The following is a 15,544-nucleotide window of genomic DNA, read 5'->3' as shown; positions in this document are numbered from 1 at the left end:
GCATCGGCCTACGCGACGTGTGGGCGGCGGCCCGGGCTCGTCGCAAGGCGCTGCGCGCCGAGGTCCGGCGCTTCACGGTGCGTCAGCGTCGCCGTCGGATGCTCTGGGTGGGCGTGATCGGCGCGCTCGCGCTGCTCGTGCTCGGCACCCTGGGCGCTGCGTACAGCCCGCTGTTCGCGGTCGAGCGCTTTCGGGTCGTCGGCACGACCGGCCTCGACGCCGGCGAGGTCGAAGCGGCGTTGGCCGACCAACTCGGGACTCCGCTCCCACTCATCGACTCCTCGGCGATAAAGGCGGCCCTCGTACGGTTCCCGCTCGTGGAGAGCTACGCGCTCGAGGCGCGTCCACCGCACGAACTCGTGGTGCGCGTCCTTGAGCGCACTCCCATCGGCGTCGTGCAGTCGGCTGCGGGGTACACGCTGGTCGATGCCGCGGGCGTCGCGCTTGCGACGACGCCCGACCCGCCGCCCGGACATCCCATCATCGACGCGACCGGGGGCATCGGCTCCCCGGCATTCACCGCGATCGGCACCGTCTACCGGTCCCTCCCGGAGGACATCCGCACGCAGGTCACCGCCATGACGGCGACGACCGCGAACGACGTCACCCTCACCCTCGGCGGCACCGGTACGGAGGTGGTGTGGGGCAATGCCGACGATTCGGCCAAGAAGGCGCTGGTCCTCGCTTCGGCGATGGCGGTCCGTCCGCCGGCGGACGTCTACACATACGACGTGTCCTCACCCCAAGCCGTCGTCATCCGCTGACGCATCCGTCGCGATATCTTCTGCGCGACACGCCTGTCGCCTCACCGGACCGCGCGTCACCGCCGCTTACCTTCAATCAAGGAATTGCATACTCGGCAATTCTTTAAACCTCAAGTAGAGGTTTAGGGTTGCAGTCAGGGTTCGGGACACGATGGAGGCCGGCATGAGCCAGAACCAGAACTACCTCGCGGTGATCAAGGTCGTCGGCGTGGGCGGCGGCGGCGTGAACGCCGTCAATCGAATGATCGAGCTCGGGCTGCGGGGTGTCGAGTTCATCGCGGTGAACACCGACGCGCAGGCGTTGCTCATGAGTGACGCCGACGTCAAGCTCGATGTCGGACGCGAACTCACTCGCGGACTCGGTGCGGGCGCCGACCCCGAGGTCGGCCGTCGCGCCGCCGAGGACCACGCCGAAGAGATCGAGGAGGCTCTTGCGGGCGCCGACATGGTCTTCGTCACGGCTGGTGAGGGTGGCGGTACCGGCACGGGCGGGGCTCCCGTAGTCGCCAAGATCGCGAAGTCGATCGGAGCGCTCACGATCGGTGTCGTCACGAAGCCGTTCTCCTTCGAGGGCCGTCGCCGTCAGCAGCAGGCCGAGCAGGGCGTTGCGAAGCTCAAGGAAGAGGTCGACACCCTCATCGTCGTTCCCAACGATCGGCTCCTGGCGATCAGCGACCGCGGTATCTCGATGATCGAGGCATTCGCCACGGCAGACCAGGTGCTCCTGGCCGGTGTGCAGGGCATCACCGACCTCATCACGACGCCGGGCCTCATCAACCTGGACTTCGCGGACGTGAAGTCTGTCATGCAGGGCGCGGGCTCTGCGCTCATGGGCATCGGCTCCGCACGCGGAGCCGACCGCGCGATCAAGGCCGCCGAGCTGGCCGTCGAGTCGCCGTTGCTGGAGGCTTCGATCGAAGGCGCGCACGGCGTGCTGCTGTCGATCCAGGGCGGCTCGAACCTCGGCATCTTCGAGATCAACGATGCCGCGCAACTGGTGAAAGAGGCCGCGCATCCCGAGGCGAACATCATCTTCGGAACGGTCATCGACGACACTCTCGGCGACGAGGTGCGCGTCACGGTCATCGCGGCAGGCTTCGACGGCGGCGAGCCACAGTCGCGCATCGAGGCGATCACTCCGCAGCGGGCGACACCGACTCCGCTGGTTCCGGCGGTCCCGGCCGACGAGGCCGCTCGAGAGATCGCCGAGACCGACCAGCGTGCGCCGCGTGAGTCCGTGTCGGTAACGGCACCCAGCGAGTCCTACGACTCCATCTTCGGAGATGACGACCTGGACATCCCCGATTTCCTGAAGTGACCCCCGATCCCGCCCTGCGGGAACGCCTCGCCGACGTCGATGCCCGCATCACGGACGCCGCGCGCGCGGCGGGGCGCGACCCCGCCGCGCTCACGCGCATCGTCGTGACGAAGTTCCATCCTGCGCGCCTGGTCGCGGACCTCGCTGCGCTCGGCGTGACCGACGTGGGGGAGAACCGTCAGCAGGAGTTGACGGGCAAACGCGCCGAGCTTCCGAACCTCGAGGGGGTGCGCTGGCACTTCATCGGTCAGGTGCAGACGAAGAAGGCACGTGCCGTGCGCGCGGCATCCGACTGCGTGCACTCGGTCGACCGCGAACGTCTCGCGGACGCGCTGCACGGCGCCCCCCCGGTGCGGACGGGTGTGGACGACGTCGGCGCACAGGCGACGCCGCTCGACGTCTTTCTCCAGGTCAACCTCACCGATGATCCCGCGCGCGGAGGAGTGCCCCCAGCCGGCGCGGAAGCACTCGCGGCGCACGTCGCCGCGCACTGTTCCTCTCTGCGTGTGCGTGGGGTGATGGCGGTTGCGCCTCTCGCGCAGGCTCCCGCCGCGGCCTTCGAACGACTGAGACTGGCCGCCGACGCAGTGCGTCGGGTGGTACCGGATGCCGTGTGGATGTCGGCCGGTATGTCCGGCGATTTCGTCGAGGCGATCGCGGCCGGCGCGACACACCTGCGGATCGGCACGGCAATCACGGGTCCGAGGCCCGGTCGCCGCTAGCCTCGGACGCAGACGAGCACTCGGGCGAGCAAACGGAGGAATGCGATGTCGAATCCGCTCAAGAAGACCATGGTGTATCTGGGCCTCGCCGATGAGGAAGAGATCTACGACGAGCCGGCGGCCGACGTGCCCGCACGGCGGGAACGCTCGGTGGACAAGGGAGCGGACAGGGCCGCCGACCGCACTGTCGAGAAGGCGGCTCCCATCACGCCGCTGCATCGCCCCGCCGTCGTCCGACAGCCCGTCGCCGGCACGGTCAGTGAGATTCTCACCGTCCACCCGAAGCAGTACCGCGACGCACAACTGATCGCCGAGAACTTCCGCGACGGCATCCCCGTCATCATCAATCTCTCGCAGATGAGCGACGGGGATGCCCGGCGCCTCATCGACTTCGCCAGCGGGCTCTCGCTCGGACTCTACGGTCGTATCGAGCGCGTGACGAGCAAGGTGTTCCTGCTCTCGCCCGAGAACGTCGCGATCTCGGGTGACGGCACGGTGGCTCAGGCCGACCCCGAGGCCGCGCCTTTCCCGCAGTAATCGTGGAGATCGTACGCCTGGCGGCATCCGTCGTCGACGTTCTGCTCCTCGTCTACATCCTGCTGCTGCTGGCGCGACTGATCCTCGAGTACATCCCGATGTTCAACCGCCAGTGGCGCCCGCGCGGCGTCGGTCTCGTTCTCGCCGAGGCCGTTTTCACCGTGACCGATCCGCCGTTGCGGTTCTTCCGTCGCCTTGTCCCACCGCTGCGTCTGGGACCGGTCGCGCTGGACCTCGGCTTTCCGATCACGATGATCGCGTGTGTCGTGCTGCTGTCGATCGTCCGTGTCATCGAGCGCCTGTGACGCTCGCCTCGCACACGCACAAGCGGCGGACTATGCTGAACCCGTATGACTCGCCGAGCGGGTCGCCCGCAATCGGCCCGCGTCGTGAGCCCCGAAAGAGGAAACACCATGGCTTTGACCCCCGAAGATGTCGTCACCAAGCAGTTTCAGCATGTCCGCTTCAAGGAAGGCTTCGACCCGGACGAGGTCGACGACTTCCTCGACGAGATCGTCGTCGAGTGGCGTAAGACCATCGCCGAGAACGAAGAGTTGAAGGCCAAGCTCGCCGCGTACGAGTCCGGCCAGGCGCCTGCTGCCGCTCCGGTTCCGGAGCCGGTCGCCGCGCAGCCCGCGCCCGAGCCGGAGGTCGTCGAAGAGACTCCTGCACAGGTCGCCACCGCGCCGAACGGCGTTGCGGCGTCGGCCGGCATCATCGAACTCGCCCAGCGCCTGCACGACGAGCACGTCGCCGACGGCATCGCGCAGCGCGACAAGCTGATCTCCGAGGCGGAGACCAAGGCGGCATCGATCGTGGCCGAGGCCGAGGCGAAGGGCCGCGACGAGATGGCACGTCTGGAGAGCGAGCGTTCGTCGCTCGAGGGCCGCATCGCGGAACTCCGCCAGTACGAGCGCGAGTACCGGACCCAGCTTCGGAGCTTCATCGAGACCCAGCTCCGCGACCTTGACGCGTCCGGTTCACCGTCGGGCGCAACGCCGGTCTCGGCGTCCTGAACCCGGTGGCGGATCGCACGATACGGCGTCCCGCACTGCTGTCCCGGCCGGCGGCCGGCACCCTCGTCGCGATCCTCGCGGCGACGGTGCTGGCCGCCGACCAGTTCTCCAAGCATCTCGCCCTTGCACACCTCCCCGATCGGGAGTCCGTCGAGGTGTGGGGCGAGTTCCTCCAGTTCTACCTGACGCGAAACCCCGGCGCGGCTTTCTCGTTCGGCGAGGAGGTCACGTGGGTGTTCACGCTCGTGCTCGCTGCTGCGGCAGTCGTCATCGTCGTGCTCGCCGTCACCCGGGTCCGGTCTCGCGCCTGGGCGATCGTGCTCGGCCTGCTGCTCGGCGGCATCCTGGGAAACCTCACTGATCGGCTGCTGCGCGATCCCGGCTTCCTCGTCGGCCATGTCGTCGACTTCATCAATACGCCGTGGATGTGGCTGGGTTTGAATCCGGCGATCTACAACGTCGCAGACATGTTCATCGTGACGATGATGATCAGTGTCGCTCTTCTCGTGCTCCGTGGTCGGCGCCTCGACGGTACGCGAGAAGGCGACGGCGGGTCCGAGGGCGCCGACACGGTGACCGTGTCGCAGGATGCCGGGACCACGGTGTCGGACCCGCGTGACGTTCACGACGCGCGGGGCGAGGTCTGACGTGCCCTCCCGCAGCATCCCGGTCCCGGCCGGACTCGACGGTGTGCGCGTCGACGCGGCGCTGGCGAAGATGCTCGGATTCTCCCGGACGTTCGCGGCCGAGGTCGCCGAAGCGGGGGGAGTGCGCTTGGACGGGCGGTCGGTCGGTAAGTCCGACCGACTGCGGGCGGATGGCTGGCTCGAGGTCGATTGGCGGGAGCGGCGCGAGCCGGAGATCGTTCCGCTCGCCGTCCCCGACCTCGGGATCGTCTACGACGATGACGACATCGTGGTGGTCGACAAGCCGGCGGGCGTCGCGGCGCATCCGTCGCTCGGCTGGGACGGGCCGACCGTTCTCGGTGCGCTCGCTGCAGCGGGCTTCCGCGTCGCGACGACGGGAGCTGCGGAGCGGCAGGGCATCGTGCACCGGCTCGACGTCGGTACCAGCGGGTTGATGGTGGTTGCGAAGTCGGAGCGCGCTTACACGGCTCTCAAGCGTGCCTTCAAGGACCGGGAGGTCGACAAGATCTACCACGCGGTGGTGCAAGGTCACCCCGACCCGCTCGCGGGTACGATCGACGCACCCATCGGGCGCCACCCCGCGCATTCGTGGAAGTTCGCCGTCACCCCCGACGGCAAGGACTCGGTCACCCACTACGAGACGATCGAGGCGTTCCCGGGGGCGTCGCTGCTGGAGATCCACCTCGAGACCGGCCGGACGCATCAGATCCGGGTGCATATGGCCGCCCACCGGCATCCCTGCGTCGGTGATCCGCTGTACGGCGCGGACCCGACGCTGTCGCAGCGCCTCGGCCTTGCGCGCCAGTGGCTGCACGCGCATGAGCTCTCTTTCGTGCACCCGGTGACGACGGACTGGGTGACTTTCGCGTCGGACTACCCCGCCGACCTCGCGCACGCGCTCGAGGTGTTGCGCGGGGACTAGCCGGCTCGCGCGGTGGGGCACCGGTCAGTTCTCTCCGGCCAGCGCCTCCGCGGCAGCACCCGGGACAACGACGATCGGAACCGGGGCATTGCGCAGGATCTTGGAGGACCGGGAGCCCAGAAACACTCGGGCAACGGGTCCGCCGCGGCTGGAGCCGATCACCAGCACGTCGCCTTCGGCCCAGCCGGCGTCATCGATCGCCTCGGGCCACGAGTATCCCTGGCCCAGCACGGCATCCAGCTCCCCGGGAACGCCTGGCAGCTGCCGGAGCGCGTCGAGCTCGGTCTGGATGGACTCCTCCGCGCGCTTTGCCCACTGCTCGACGACGAGGTCGTCTTCGCCTCCCACGACGGCGTCGGCGAACAGCGTCGTCGGGCGGACCGCGAACGCCGCGAGCCGAAGCGATGCGCTCACCCGCGCAGACACCTTCGCCGCCGCCTGGACGAGCTCGCGCCCGGCCCGGCGTCCAGGAAGACATTGCTGGAGCCGACGAACAGGCCGGCGCCGATCACGCCGCCGATCGCGATCATCGAGAGCTGGCGTTGACTGAGACCCTTGTGGAGTTCGGGCGATCCGGCCATGGTGATCCTCTCGTGGGCTGTCCGGCGGGGTCACGGTGCGTCCCCGTGTTGGGCACCACGCTCTCGGGCCGGACAGACATGCACAAGGCTCGTGCGTCACTCGTAGTCTGAACGTAACCTGTGCGTGATCTGACGGCGGGCGCCCCGATGACGGAGCCGTCGGCATCCTGCGGGCCGACACGAGCTTCCCGACGAGGGCGTCTCGCCCGCGTCGGGTGGCTGGATCTTCGCCGAGCCGACGCGCGTTGTCGCATGCGCGCGTCGTTGCGCGGCCACATGCGTCGGGTGGCGGCTGGACGGCAGCGAGCGTCAGCGTCCGCCCGCGAAGGATGCCGGGTCGTCTTCGGCGATCGCGAGAGCGATCTTGCGGACGTGGAACTGCTCGACCTCGGCGAGTTCGCCCAGCCCGTACCAGCCGACCTCGGTGAGTTCGCCGTCGGCGGGATGCGGGTCGCCCGAGACCCAGTCGCACCGGAACACGAGGTCGAGATAGTCTGCTTGGTCGCCGTTCGCGTACACGATGCGCGGGATCTGCTGCACGAGCGCGAGCCGCGTCGCGCGCACGACGATGCCGGCTTCTTCGAGACATTCGCGCACGGCGGCATCCGCCGGCTCCTCGCCGGGATCGACGATCCCCGATACGCACTGCCACGCGCCGTTGTCGGCGCGCTTGCCGACCAGCACCTTCTCGTCCTTGAACACGACGGCGGTGACGCCGACGAGGGGGAGCGGGGCGTGGCCGATCTTCTCGCGCAACGTCAGGACGAACTCGGGGGTGGTCATGTCTCCAGGCTACGGGCGCGAGACTGCGCGTGCCGGTCTGGTCCGCTCCGTCGAAGCGGTGTCGGAGGCTGCGACGTAGACTCGATCCGTGGCATCCGACTCCTTCGTACATCTGCATGTGCACAGCGAGTACTCGATGCTCGACGGCGCCGCCAAGATCGGCGCGATGACGAGAGCGGCGGCCGAATACGGGATGCCGGCGATCGCGGTCACCGACCACGGCAACACCTTCGCGGCGTTCGAGTTCTACAACGCGGCGAAGGCTTCCGGTGTCAATCCGATCATCGGCCTCGAGGCATACGTGACTCCCGGCACTCACCGCAGCGACAAGTCACGCGTGGCGTGGGGGTCGCCCGAACAGAAGAGTGATGACGTCTCGGGTGGCGGTGCCTACACGCACATGACCTTGCTCAGCGAGAACACCGCAGGAATGCACAACCTCTTCCGGCTCAGTTCGCTGTCGAGCATGGAGGGCTACTACTTCAAGCCCCGCATGGACCGGGAACTGCTGCAGACTTACAGTAAGGGGCTCATCGCCACGACCGGCTGCCCCTCGGGGGAGGTGCAGACCCGGCTGCGGCTCGGGCAGTACGACGCCGCGCGAGCGGCCGCGGCGGAGTTCCAGGACCTGTTCGGCAAGGAGAACTACTTCGCCGAGATCATGGACCACGGGCTGTCGATCGAGCGCCGCATCATGACCGATCTGCTGCGGATCGCGAAGGATCTCGACATCCCGCTGGTCGCCACGAACGACTCTCACTACACGCACCGGCACGAGGCCGATGCGCACGCGGCACTGCTGTGCGTGCAATCAGGGTCGACGCTCGACGATCCCAACCGGTTCAAGTTCGACGGCGACGGCTACTACATCAAGACGGCGCAGGAGATGCGGCAGTTGTTCCGCGATCACCCCGAGGCCTGCGACAACACGTTGCTGATCGCGGAGCGCTGCAAGGTCGAATTCGATACGTCGGCCAACTACATGCCACGCTTCCCGGTGCCGGATGGCGAGACCGAGGGAAGCTGGCTCGTCAAAGAGGTCGAGAAGGGCCTGCACTATCGGTATCCGGCTGGAATCCCCGATCAGGTCCGCAAGCAAGCCGAGTACGAGACTGACATCATCCTGCAGATGGGGTTTCCCGGGTATTTCCTCGTCGTCGCCGACTTCATCAACTGGGCGAAGGACAACGGCATCCGCGTGGGCCCCGGCCGCGGCTCGGGTGCCGGGTCCATGGTGGCCTACGCGATGCGCATCACCGACCTCGACCCGCTCGAGCACGGCCTGATCTTCGAGCGCTTCCTCAACCCCGATCGCGTGTCCATGCCCGACTTCGACGTCGACTTCGACGACCGCCGTCGCGGGGAGGTGATCGAGTACGTCACCGACAAGTACGGTTCCGAGCGCGTCGCCCAGATCGTCACCTACGGCACGATCAAATCGAAGCAGGCTTTGAAGGATGCCGGGCGCGTGCTCGGTTTCCCCTTCAGCATGGGCGAGCGGCTGACGAAGGCGATGCCGCCGCCGGTGATGGGCAAGGAGATGGAGCTCGGCGGCATGTTCAGCCCCGAGCACACGCGGTACAAGGAGGCTTCGGAGTTCCGCACCCTCATCGAGACCGACCCCGAGGCCAAGACCGTCTTCGACCGGGCGCTGGGTCTCGAAGGGCTCAAGCGCCAGTGGGGTGTGCATGCGGCGGGCGTCATCATGTCCAGCGAGCCCCTCCTGGACATCATCCCGATCATGCGCCGTGAGCAGGACGGCCAGATCGTCACGCAGTTCGACTATCCCTCGTGCGAGGCGCTCGGCCTCATCAAGATGGACTTCCTTGGCCTGCGCAACCTCACGATCATCTCCGACGCTCTCGAGAACATCCGGATGAACCGGGGGGAGGAGATCGACCTCGAGCACCTGCCGCTCGACGACCGCGCCGCATACGATCTGCTGACCCGCGGTGACACGCTCGGGGTGTTCCAGCTCGACGGCGGGCCGATGCGTGCGCTGCTGCGTCTCATGAAGCCCGACAACTTCGAGGACATCTCCGCTGTCATCGCGCTGTATCGCCCCGGCCCGATGGGTGCGAACTCCCACACCAACTACGCGTTGCGCAAGAACGGGGCGCAGCCGATCACCCCCATCCACCCCGAGCTCGAGGAGCCGCTGCGCGACATCCTCGACACGACCTACGGCCTGATCATCTATCAGGAGCAGGTCATGGCCATCGCCCAGAAGGTCGCCGGGTTCTCCCTCGGTCAGGCCGACATCCTGCGCCGCGCGATGGGCAAGAAGAAGAAGTCCGAACTCGACAAGCAGTACGAGGGCTTCTCGGGGGGCATGCAGGAGCGCGGCTTCGGTGACGGGGCCATCCAGGCGCTGTGGGACATTCTGCTGCCCTTCTCGGACTATGCATTCAACAAAGCGCACTCCGCCGCGTACGGCCTCGTGTCGTATTGGACGGCATACCTGAAGGCTCACTATCCGGCCGAGTACATGGCGGCGCTGCTGACGAGCGTCGGCGACTCGAAGGACAAGATGGCGGTATACCTCAACGAGTGCCGCCGCATGGGCATCAAGGTGCTGCCGCCCGACGTCAGCGGGTCGATCCGATACTTCGCCGCTGTCGGCGACGACATCCGCTTCGGGCTCGGCGCCGTGCGTAACGTCGGCGCGAACGTCGTCGAGGGTATCGTCGCGGCCCGCGCTGACGGTCCGTATACCGGGTTCCACGATTTCCTTGCCCGAGTGCCCGTGCACGTCGCCAACAAGCGCGCGATCGAGTCCTTGATCAAGGCCGGCGCCTTCGACTCACTCGGGTCCACCCGCCGCGCGCTCATGGAGATCCACGAGGACGCCACAGAGCAGGCCGTCCTCGACAAACGGCGCGAGGCCAACGGCGAGGTCGGTTTCGACTTCGACAGTCTGTGGGGCGAGGACGAGCCGCAGCAGGTGCAGAAAGTGCCCGATCGCCCGGAATGGACGAAGAAGGACAAGCTCGCCTTCGAGCGGGAGATGCTCGGACTGTACGTCTCGGATCATCCGCTGGCCGGTCTGGAGATTCCACTGGCCAAACACGCATCCACGTCGATCCACGACCTGCTCGCGTCCGACGACGTGAACGACGGCGATATCGTGACGGTGGCGGGCCTTGTCACGAGCGTGCAGCACCGGGTCGCGAAGCAGAGCGGCAACCCGTACGCGATGATCACGGTGGAGGATTTCGACGGCGAGGTCACCGTGATGTTCATGGGCAAGACATACGGCGAGTTCCAGACCATGCTTGTCGCCGACTCCATCCTCGTGGTGCGCGGGCGGGTCTCACGCCGCGACGACGGACTGAATCTGCACGGACAGTCGGCGTTCTCGCCGGACCTCGGCTCGGTGGATGCCGCGGGCCCGCTCGTGCTGCTCATGCCAGAGCATCGGGCGACCGAGTCGACGATCGGACAACTCGCAGACGTGTTCTCGCGGCATCCCGGCAGCACCGAGGTGACACTCAAGCTCCACAAGGGCGGCGTTGCAAAGGTCTTCGAGGTCCCCGCGCAGGTGGGGGTCACCGTCGATCTGTATGGCGAGTTGAAGGGTCTTCTCGGACCCCAGTGCCTCGGGTGAGCGTCAGCGCGACGGGTAGGATCGGAAGCGAGTTTTCCGTTCCGGAAGGATGCGCACCGTGACCGACGAGAAGAACACCCCCGACGTCGCAGACAGTGACGAGGAGTTCGCCTTCGATTCTCTCGCCGAAGCGTTCGAAGCGGCCACCGACGGCCCCAACGGCGTGGACGAGAGTGCGCCGCCGCAGTACGGCGTCGGCCCGTTCTCCGTGCGCGAGGTCGCGCTCGGCGCCGTCTGGCTGGTCGCCTTCGTCGTCTCCTTCTTCCCCATCTACGACTACGGTCGTTCCGGGACAGGCCCTTCGGTGTGGAACGGCATCGATTGGGTACTGACGATCGGCGCACCCACGTTGGCGGTGTTCCTTCTGGGCCTGCGTCGGCTGTCTCCGCAGGGCATTCGTCGTGTCGGGTCGCTCGGGATCGACCAGTTCGCCTCGGTCGCCTTCTCTGTCTCGGCGATCGTCTGGCTGGGCCTGCTGTGGAGTTCGTTCGTCTCTTTCTCGGGAACCGGCGTCTTCCTGTCGACGTGGGTGGTGTGGGTGCAGTTCATCCTCATGCTGGCGGGGGTGGTCCTGACCGTGTTCGCGCCGTTACTCCCCACGATCGGCGACGACTTCCGGCACCGCCCTGAGGTCCCCGCGCACCGCTACGCGAGTCCGGCCCGCCCGGTGGTGGCGCGACCTGCGGCTCCTCGTCCCGAGCCGCAGGCGGCGAACGCCGACGCGGAGGCAGAAGCCGACGCGACTGAGGCGTCCGACGCGACGCCGACGGCGGAGGCTTTCTCCGGTCCGGACGACGATGTCGCGACCGACTCCGTCGCCGACACGCCGACCGTGGAAGCCGAGGAGGTCTCGGCACCCTGGGCATCCCAGGCCTTCTGGGCTCTCGTTCCGGTCGACCGCGACGTGGTCGACGAGAACGGCCAGCCGCTGTTCTCGATCGGTCCGACGGCGTGGGCCTTGGTGATCGAGGACCGCGCCGACACGTTCGTCGTCCGCCATGAGGACGGCCGCATCGGATACCTCAGGGACGTCTCCGGCGTCACCCGCGGGTAATCTGGACCGATGCTCCGCACCATCGACCTGCGCGGTCGCGTTCTCGGCACGCCTGAGTTGTTGGCGGCCGTGCCCCGTGCCGTCGCCGCGCGTGATGAGGCTCTCACCGTCGCCGCGCGCATCGTGCATGACGTCGCGGCGCGGGGCGAGGACGCGTTGCGCGAGCAGGCAGCGCAGTTCGATGGCGTGCGCGACCACGACATCCGCGTGCCGCGGGCACACCTCGATGACGCCATAGCCTCCCTCGAGCCCGAGGTTCGCGCCGCCCTGGAGGAGGCGATTCGCCGGGTGCAGAAAGCCTCCGCCGCACAGGTGCCGCCGGCGCGGGTGACCCTGCTGGGAGACGGCGCTCGCGTGGAGCAGCGGTGGCTTCCGGTGGCGCGGGTCGGAGTGTATGTTCCCGGCGGCAAGGCCGTCTACCCCTCCAGTGTCGTCATGAACGTCGTCCCCGCGCAGGTGGCCGGTGTCGCTGAGGTGGCGCTCGCCTCACCGCCGCAGGCGGAGTTCGACGGGCGCGTGCATCCGGTCATCCTCGCCGCAGCGCGGCTGCTCGACGTCACCGAGGTGTACGCGATGGGCGGGGCCGGCGCGATCGGCGCATACGCGTACGGCGTGCCCACCCTCGGCCTCGAGCGGGTGGACGCGATCTCCGGGCCGGGAAACAACTTCGTCGCTCTCGCCAAACGGGTCGTCGCCGGGATGGTCGGCACCGACTCCGAGGCGGGTGCGACGGAGATCCTCGTCGTCGCGGACGAGAAGGCCGATGCCGACTGGGTCGCCGCGGACCTCGTGAGCCAGGCGGAGCACGATGAGCAGGCGGCTGCAGTGCTCGTGACGCCCTCCGCCACGCTGGCGGAGGCGGTCGCCCAGCGGGTCGCGGATCGGGCCGCGCGGACCCGACACGCGAACAGGATCGCCGAGGCGCTCGCCGGGCCGCAATCGGCGATCGTTCTCGTCGACGACCTGGCCGCTGCGACCGCGTTCAGCAACGTGTACGCTCCGGAACACCTCGAGTTGCACCTCGACGGTCTCGCGCCGGGTGATCCGCGAGCGGACGCGTTCGTCAGTGCCGGTGCCGTGTTCGTGGGCGGCCACTCTCCGGTGAGCCTCGGCGACTACCTCGCCGGCAGCAACCATGTCCTTCCCACCGGGGGGCAGGCCCGCTATGCGTCCGGCCTGTCGGCATCCACGTTCCTGCGTCCGCAGCAGGTGATCGCCTACGACCGCGACGCGTTGGCGGAAGTTCGAGACGCCATCGTCGCGTTGGCGGCCACCGAGGCGCTCCCCGCCCACGGCGAGGCCGTCGTAGCGCGGTTCGAGCACGATGGCCCTCTGCACGGTGGTCCCGAGCACGACAGTGGGGAGCGCTAGCGTGCACTGCCCGTTCTGCCGCCACGCCGATTCTCGCGTGATCGACTCGCGCACCAGCGACGATGGCCTGAGCATCCGCCGCCGCAGGCAATGCCCCGAGTGCGGGGGACGGTTCTCGACGATCGAGACCGCCAGCCTCAACGTGATCAAGCGTTCCGGTGTCATCGAGCCGTTCAGCCGCGAGAAGGTCATGTCGGGCGCCCGCAAGGCATGCCAGGGCAGACCCGTCACCGAGGCGGACCTCGCCGTGCTGGCGCAGGCGGTCGAAGAGACCGTGCGCCAGACCGGATCCTCCCAGATCGACACGAACGAGATCGGCCTCGCGATCCTCGGCCCGCTGCGCGAGCTCGATGAGGTCGCCTATCTGCGGTTCGCGAGCGTTTACCAGGCATTCGAGTCCCTGGAAGACTTCGAGTCCGCGATCGCGCAGCTGCGCGCCGACCATGCCGCCGCCACGTCCTCGGCTGCGGCCGACGCCGGGTAGCCCGACATGTACCCGTTCATCTTCCGCACCGTCTTTTCGCGCATGGATCCCGAGCGCGCCCACCACCTTGTGATCCCGGTCATCCGTGCGCTGGGCATCTGGCCCCTCGCGCCGATCGTGCGTGCCGTGACCCGCCCCGACCCGAGTCTTCGTACCGAAGCGCTCGGCCTCGTGTTCGACTCGCCGTTCGGTGTGGCGGCGGGCTTCGACAAGAACGCCGTCATGAGCGAGGGTCTCTACGCCCTCGGCTTCGGCCATGTCGAGGTCGGCACCGTCACGACGGTGGCGCAGCCGGGCAACCCCAAGCCGCGACTGTATCGGCTGATCGCCGACCGCGCCCTCATCAACCGGATGGGCTTCAACAACGCCGGTGCCGCCGTGGCGGCCGACCGCCTGCGTCGTTCGCGCCGCCGCCGGCAGCGGGCCGTCCTCGGCGCGAACATCGGCAAGAGCCGCATCGTCGACGTCGAATACGCCACGGCGGACTACGTCACGAGCACGAAGCTCATCGCACCGGTCGCTGACTACTTGGTGGTCAACGTCTCGTCGCCGAACACGCCGGGACTGCGCGGCCTGCAGGCCGTCGAGTCCCTGCGGCCCTTGCTGGAGGCGGTGAGGGATGCCGCGAGCGCGACACCGCTGCTCGTGAAGATCGCCCCGGACCTGCCCGACGACGAGGTCGAGGCCATCGCCCGGCTGGCGGTCGACGTCGGCCTGGCGGGGATCGTCGCAACGAACACGACGATCTCCCGCGAGGGACTGTGGACGGATACTGGCGCGGTCGCCGCGGTGGGTGCCGGTGGGCTGTCGGGGGCACCGCTGAAGGTGCGCGCGCTGGAGGTGCTGCGCCTCGTGCGCGCCGCTGTCCCGACCGGGTTCTGCGTCATCTCCGCCGGGGGTGTGGAGACCGCCGCCGACGTGCGGGAACGCCTCGATGCGGGCGCCGACCTCGTGCAGGGCTACACCGGGTTCATCTACCGTGGCCCGCTGTGGGCGCGCCAGATCAACAGTGAGTTGGCGCGCATCAATGCGGGCAAAGCCGCGTTGATGCGCACCAACTCAGGTTGAGTAGCGCGCGGAGCGCGCGTATCGAAACCCGGTTCGCCGCTCGGTCGAGCGACAGGGGCGCCGTCAGACGGGACGTTGACCGCGCTTCACCTGGGGCTTCGGCAGCCGCATGAAGCGCATCTGGACCGAGCGCATCGCGGCATACCAGCCGAGACCCTTTTCGGTGCGGTCGCCGAACTTCGCACGGGTGAGCTTCTTGACGCGGATGCTGGTGAAGATCATGTCGGCCACGACGAACATGATGAAGATCCACAGACCGACGAAGCCGTAGTAGGCGATCTCGGTGTTCGGGACGAGGCCGAGCACGATGACCACCAGCATGAGCGGCATGAGCAACTCGCCGGCGTGCCACCCGGCATCCACATAGTCGCGAGCGAACCGTCGCTGCGGACCTTTGTCACGCAGCGGAAGGTACCTCTCGTCGCCGTTGGCCATGCCGATGCGCGCCTTCTCGCGTTGCGCGGCGAGGTCGGCCTTGGCACGGGCTCGCGCTTCTTTCGTGTCGGCGACGAGGGGTCGCTTGCGCGCCGCCTCCCGCTCCGCGCGGGACGGCGTCGGGCGGTGCTTGCCGGGGCCGGCGGGGACCTCGGGAGCGGTGTCGGGGGCGGCGGAGTTCTTGGCCACGGGGAGAACCTCGGTGTCTGGCTCGGTGCGGAGCGCCGGTGCGGGC

17 protein-coding genes are annotated in these 15,544 nt (G+C 68.1%); 13 read left to right on the top strand and 4 right to left on the bottom strand.

Features of this window, described 5'->3' with window-relative positions:
* The 8 genes from WBP48_RS10180 to WBP48_RS10145 all read left to right on the top strand — a co-directional run.
* The coding region (locus tag WBP48_RS10180) for an FtsQ-type POTRA domain-containing protein (RefSeq protein ID WP_424439835.1) at positions 1-764 on the top strand (764 nt) is incomplete at its 5' end.
* 163 nt (positions 765-927) lie between these two features.
* The gene (gene ftsZ, locus WBP48_RS10175) at positions 928-2,082 is read left to right on the top strand and encodes a cell division protein FtsZ (protein WP_424439832.1); all 1,155 of its coding nucleotides are present in this window, start codon (positions 928-930) and stop codon (positions 2,080-2,082) included.
* On the top strand, positions 2,079-2,804 hold the full coding sequence (locus WBP48_RS10170; RefSeq protein ID WP_424439829.1) for a YggS family pyridoxal phosphate-dependent enzyme: 726 nt from the start codon (positions 2,079-2,081) through the stop codon (positions 2,802-2,804). Before ftsZ ends, WBP48_RS10170 begins: the two co-directional genes overlap by 4 nt.
* 45 nt (positions 2,805-2,849) lie before the next feature.
* Positions 2,850-3,341 carry a cell division protein SepF gene (locus tag WBP48_RS10165; protein WP_424439826.1) on the top strand — a complete coding sequence of 164 codons (492 nt, stop codon included), beginning with the start codon at positions 2,850-2,852 and terminating at the stop codon, positions 3,339-3,341.
* Positions 3,342-3,343: 2 nt separating this feature from the next.
* Positions 3,344-3,646 (top strand): YggT family protein, encoded by a 303-nt coding sequence (locus WBP48_RS10160; RefSeq protein ID WP_424439823.1) that lies wholly within the window; start codon positions 3,344-3,346, stop codon positions 3,644-3,646.
* Positions 3,647-3,754: 108 nt separating this feature from the next.
* Complete coding sequence (locus WBP48_RS10155; protein ID WP_424439820.1) at positions 3,755-4,357, top strand: DivIVA domain-containing protein; 603 nt, start codon at positions 3,755-3,757, stop codon at positions 4,355-4,357.
* A 5-nt stretch (positions 4,358-4,362) separates the two neighbouring features.
* Positions 4,363-5,004 carry a signal peptidase II gene (locus WBP48_RS10150; protein WP_424439817.1) on the top strand — a complete coding sequence of 214 codons (642 nt, stop codon included), beginning with the start codon at positions 4,363-4,365 and terminating at the stop codon, positions 5,002-5,004.
* Between the two features lies 1 nt (position 5,005).
* Entirely contained in the window at positions 5,006-5,926 is a 921-nt protein-coding gene (locus tag WBP48_RS10145; protein ID WP_424439814.1) for an RluA family pseudouridine synthase, read from the top strand.
* 24 nt (positions 5,927-5,950) lie between these two features.
* Here WBP48_RS10145 and WBP48_RS10140 read toward each other — a convergent pair whose 3' ends face one another.
* The 3 genes from WBP48_RS10140 to WBP48_RS10130 all read right to left on the bottom strand — a co-directional run bounded on the left by WBP48_RS10140 (position 5,951) and on the right by WBP48_RS10130 (position 7,290).
* Positions 5,951-6,340 carry a universal stress protein gene (locus WBP48_RS10140; protein WP_424439811.1) on the bottom strand — a complete coding sequence of 130 codons (390 nt, stop codon included), beginning with the start codon at positions 6,338-6,340 and terminating at the stop codon, positions 5,951-5,953.
* On the bottom strand, positions 6,337-6,507 hold the full coding sequence (locus WBP48_RS10135; RefSeq protein WP_424439808.1) for a hypothetical protein: 171 nt from the start codon (positions 6,505-6,507) through the stop codon (positions 6,337-6,339). The genes WBP48_RS10140 and WBP48_RS10135 overlap by 4 nt, the downstream gene beginning before the upstream one ends.
* A 309-nt stretch (positions 6,508-6,816) precedes the next feature.
* Entirely contained in the window at positions 6,817-7,290 is a 474-nt protein-coding gene (locus WBP48_RS10130) for an NUDIX hydrolase (protein WP_424439805.1), read from the bottom strand.
* 88 nt (positions 7,291-7,378) lie between these two features.
* Here WBP48_RS10130 and dnaE point away from each other — a divergent pair, with 88 nt between their 5' ends.
* The 5 genes from dnaE to WBP48_RS10105 are packed head-to-tail and all read left to right on the top strand — an operon-like array spanning position 7,379 to position 14,874.
* Positions 7,379-10,897, top strand: a complete 3,519-nt coding sequence (gene dnaE / locus WBP48_RS10125) for a DNA polymerase III subunit alpha (RefSeq protein ID WP_424439802.1) — start codon at positions 7,379-7,381, stop codon at positions 10,895-10,897.
* 49 nt (positions 10,898-10,946) lie between these two features.
* Positions 10,947-11,951 carry a hypothetical protein gene (locus WBP48_RS10120; RefSeq protein ID WP_424439799.1) on the top strand — a complete coding sequence of 335 codons (1,005 nt, stop codon included), beginning with the start codon at positions 10,947-10,949 and terminating at the stop codon, positions 11,949-11,951.
* Between the two features lie 9 nt (positions 11,952-11,960).
* Positions 11,961-13,322: a histidinol dehydrogenase gene (gene hisD, locus WBP48_RS10115; protein WP_424439796.1), complete on the top strand. Its 1,362-nt coding sequence runs from the start codon at positions 11,961-11,963 to the stop codon at positions 13,320-13,322.
* Between the two features lies 1 nt (position 13,323).
* Entirely contained in the window at positions 13,324-13,806 is a 483-nt protein-coding gene (gene nrdR, locus WBP48_RS10110) for a transcriptional regulator NrdR (protein ID WP_424439793.1), read from the top strand.
* 6 nt (positions 13,807-13,812) lie between these two features.
* A complete protein-coding gene (locus WBP48_RS10105; protein WP_424439790.1) occupies positions 13,813-14,874 on the top strand; it encodes a quinone-dependent dihydroorotate dehydrogenase in 1,062 nt (353 codons plus the stop codon).
* Positions 14,875-14,937: 63 nt separating this feature from the next.
* Here the strand turns inward: WBP48_RS10105 and WBP48_RS10100 are convergent.
* Positions 14,938-15,544, bottom strand: a 607-nt coding sequence (locus WBP48_RS10100; RefSeq protein ID WP_424439787.1) for a DUF3043 domain-containing protein, incomplete at its 5' end; no start/stop codon positions are given.

The organism is Microbacterium sp. (assembly GCF_049661145.1).
In the GTDB taxonomy this organism is placed as follows: Bacteria; Actinomycetota; Actinomycetes; order Actinomycetales; family Microbacteriaceae; genus Microbacterium.
The sequence above is the reverse complement of the archived record's forward strand: the minus strand, read 5'-3'. Positions and strand labels throughout refer to the sequence as shown.